Annotated in this window: 4 protein-coding genes; 1 reads left to right on the forward strand and 3 read right to left on the reverse strand. The window is 73.0% G+C overall.

Annotated features, from left to right (window positions below):
• Nucleotides 1-447: oligopeptide/dipeptide ABC transporter ATP-binding protein (locus JK359_RS38380; protein ID WP_201844349.1), on the forward strand; the 447-nt coding region annotated here is incomplete at its 5' end.
• Between the two features lie 125 nt (nt 448-572).
• On the opposite strand, the gene JK359_RS38385 is transcribed toward JK359_RS38380, so the two are convergent.
• From JK359_RS38385 to JK359_RS38395, 3 genes are all read right to left on the reverse strand, one after another.
• Nucleotides 573-2012: a glycosyltransferase family 39 protein gene (locus tag JK359_RS38385; protein ID WP_307788468.1), complete on the reverse strand. Its 1440-nt coding sequence runs from the start codon at nt 2010-2012 to the stop codon at nt 573-575.
• 211 nt (nt 2013-2223) lie between these two features.
• A complete protein-coding gene (locus JK359_RS38390; protein WP_201844351.1) occupies nt 2224-2964 on the reverse strand; it encodes a class I SAM-dependent DNA methyltransferase in 741 nt (246 codons plus the stop codon).
• A 220-nt stretch (nt 2965-3184) separates the two neighbouring features.
• Nucleotides 3185-3592, reverse strand: a 408-nt coding sequence (locus tag JK359_RS38395) for an oligopeptide/dipeptide ABC transporter ATP-binding protein (protein ID WP_201844353.1), incomplete at its 5' end; no start/stop codon positions are given.

The following is a 3592-nucleotide window of genomic DNA, read 5'->3' on the forward strand; positions in this document are numbered from 1 at the left end:
CTCTTCATCGCCCACGACCTGGCCGTCGTGCGGCACTTCTCGCAGCGGGTCGCGGTCATGTACCTCGGCAAGATCATCGAGGTGGGTGACCGGGTCTCCATCTACACCCGCCCGCGGCATCCCTACACCCACGCCCTGCTGTCCGCCGTACCCGAGGTGAACCTCGCGGTCGACGACGCGCCCGCACGCGAGCGCATCCGCCTCGCGGGTGACGTCCCGTCCCCCATCTCCCCGCCGTCCGGCTGCCGTTTCCGCACGCGCTGCTGGAAGGCGCAGGACAAGTGCGCGACCGAGGAACCCCCGCTGGTCCGGCTCACCGGCAACGACGAGGGTCACCTCACGGCCTGCCACTTCCCGGAGGACCCGACCACCGAGGCCCGCGCCGAGGACATCGTCCTGGACCCGGCCCTTGCGGCCCTGGAGGAGGGCTCCACGGACCAGCGGTGACCCGGACCGGCCGGGCCACGATCACCGTGACCCGGCCGGTGCCCGGTGCCTGGTGGCCCGCGGTCAGTGGTCGGTGACCGGCATCGGGCGGCCGGTGCGCGGCGACGCCCGTGTGGTCGTCGTGGCTACCGGCGCCGCTCGTACACCGTCACCCGTCGGCCGCGGACCTGCTCGTCCGCCACCACGGTGAAGTGTCTCTTCAGTACCGCGACCTTCGTCCTGTCCCGCTCCGCCGACACCGCGGGCGCCACTTCCGGTACGTCGGTGACCAGCAGGACGCGCCGGTGCCTCAGCATCTCGGCCCGTATCCGGCGGGGGCCGCACTCCACACCCTTCAGCGTCCCGGACGTCACGGGGCTCTCCGCCAGGGCGATGTCCCGCAGACCGGCGAAGGCCGCGGGGGAGACCTGCGCGGTGTCGCGCCGGTCCGCCGGTACGAAGACCACCGCGTCCCCGTCCCCCTTCAAGCGCCGTACGTCCTCGGCCACCGCGAGGACGTCGTCCACGCGACTGGCCGGGGACCGCTTCTGCAGCGACAGCGGCAGCAGGGCCACCAGCGCCGCCGCGACGGTCACCGGCACGAGCCACCGCGCCGCCCGCGGGTACCGGGGTGCGGCCGACCGCACCGCGGCAGCGAGCGCCGCGCCGATCAGCAGGGCGAGGCCCACCATGCTGAACAGGACGTAGCGGTCCTGGTACAGGGGCTGGTCCAGGGAGACCCCGATGAGGAGGAGGTGCGGCACCGCCAGCAGCGGCAGTCCGACGGCCGCGGTCGACAGCCGGCCCGCCCGCGGCCGGTCCGCCAGCGCCCCGAGAGCACCGATCGCCAGCAGCACCGCGGGGCCGATGACCGTGTGCCAGGTCAGCGGCGGTATCCAGGCGACCTGGGCGCGCTGGCCCCGGCTGAACAGGATCAGCGGCAGGCTCGCGGTCACCGCCGCCGCCGCGGCTGCCGCCCAGCACACCCGGGCGCGCCGTCCGGTCCCCGCCCACAGCAGGGTCACCAGGTGGGCCGGCAGGACCAGCAGGGACAGCCAGTTCAACAGGGCGCAGACCAGGACCGTGCTCCCGTACGCGACCCAGCGGGAGGTGCCTCCGTGGCCCTGGAGCAGGGTCACCAGCAGCAGCGTCGAGATCGCGCACCCGGCGGTCACCAGCGCGTACGGGCGGCCGTCCTGGAGATGGAACTGCACGGCGGGGAGCAGCCCGAACGCCAGCCCTCCCGCCACGCCCGCCCAGTGGCCGGCCAGCCGGGTGCCGACGGCCGTCACACAGCACGCCGCCACCGTCATGGCCAGGACGGAGGGCAGCCGCAGCGTCGTGATGCTCTGTCCGAAAACGGTGAACAGACCGTGCATCAGCAGGTAGTAGAGCCCGTGCACGACGTCCATCTGCCCCAGCAGGCGCCAGATGCCGGGGACGGACCGCCCGGCCGCCATCCAGGTCGCGGCCTCGTCCCGCCACAGACTGTGCTGCCGGGTCAGGCCCCACAGTCCGAGAGCGAGGGTCCAGGGCACGGGGATCAGCCACGAGGGCAGGCGGTACCGCAGAACGGTCGTCGTCACGTGTCGGTCCCCTGCCCCCTGCGCCGCACCCGTGGTCGGTGGTCGGCCGACCGGGCGCGCGTGTGCCGGAAATCTACCGGCGGAGGGCAGCGGAGGAACAGTGATCAAGCCCATGATCACAATCACGCCCGAGGCGCGGAACCTCCGGATCACAACAAGGCCGTTTTGCCGGAATCCGGGACCTCCTGACGGGCCGCCAGGACGGCCCCGCCTAGGACCGGCGGGTCACGGTGATGATCTCCGGGGCGGTCGCGGTGAGCGGCCCCCGGCCCCAGTCCCCGTACTGCTCGACCACCGTCAGGCCCGCCTCCGTGAGGAAGCCCCGCAGGGTGTCCGCGTCCAGGAAGCGCAGGACGCTGCGGCTGACTCGTGGGGTGCGCCAGTGGGGTCCGGCGTAGGTCTCGGTGAAGCGGACCAGGCCCCGGTGCATCCCGCCGCCCTGCACCTCGTGCCACACCCGCACCGGCGTGCCGTCGTCGGCGGTGACCTCGCGGACCCGGTCCGGGGTCCATCGCTCCCAGGCGCGGGCGCCCGGATTACGCGTCTCGAACACGAACCGCCCGCCGTCGGCGAGGGCCGCGCGGACCCCTCTCAGACAGCCGCGGATCTCCTCGTCGGTCACCAGTGCCTGGAAGGCGTGCCCGGTCATGACGACGAGGTCGAACTCCCGCTGCCACAGCCGCACCCGGGTGTCCCCGAGCACCCACTCGACGTCGGCCCGGCTCCGCCGGGCCTGCACGAGCATCGCGGCGGCCGGGTCGAGCCCCATCAGCCGGCCCGGGTGCCCCTCGGCCCGGGCCCGCCGCAGCAACTGCCCGGTACCGCAGCCGATGTCCAGCACGGCCGGGGCCTCCCGCACCAGACCGAGGTAGAAGTCGTCACCCGGTCCCCAGGGGTTGAGGCGGTCGTACAGTGCGGCGAGCGAGAGATCGGCATAGACGTGATCCACCACCGCGGCAGTGTGTCACACGATGCTGAACGGTGTGTCAGGAACGGGGCACTTCTCGAACACCGTCCGGAATCACGGCCGTTGTGCCGGCGCCCGTATGCCGAAGAGGGCCCGCGCCTGGGGAGGCACGGGCCCTCGTCCCCTGGAGCGGACGTTCATGGGCTCGGGTCAATGGGCCGGTGAAGGTCCGTTCCGCAGGGGGCGGCTGACGGAAAGGGGTGTGTCAGGCCGCCGCCTCGGGGTCCTTGGAGAGGCGCGGCGCGGGGACGGTGTCGGCCGTCTCCGGGTAGTGGCAGGCCGTCAGGTGCCCGGGCTTGTTGCCGTCCACCTGCACCAGCGGCGGTGCCTCCGTCGCGCACTTCTCGGTCGCCTTCCAGCACCGGGTGCGGAACCGGCAGCCGGACGGCGGGTTGATCGGCGACGGCACGTCCCCGGTCAGGCGGATGCGCTCCCGGGGCTCCTCGTCCACCGTTGCCTCGGGCACGGCGGACAGCAGGGCCCTCGTGTACGGGTGGCGCGGGTTGCCGTACAGGTCCTCGCGGTCGGCGATCTCGACGATCTTACCCAGGTACATGACCGCGACGCGCTGTGAGAAGTGCCGCACGATCGCGAGGTCGTGGGCGATGAAGAC

It is taken from the genome of Streptomyces actinomycinicus (assembly GCF_016741775.1).
Taxonomy (GTDB): domain Bacteria; phylum Actinomycetota; class Actinomycetes; order Streptomycetales; family Streptomycetaceae; genus Streptomyces; species Streptomyces actinomycinicus.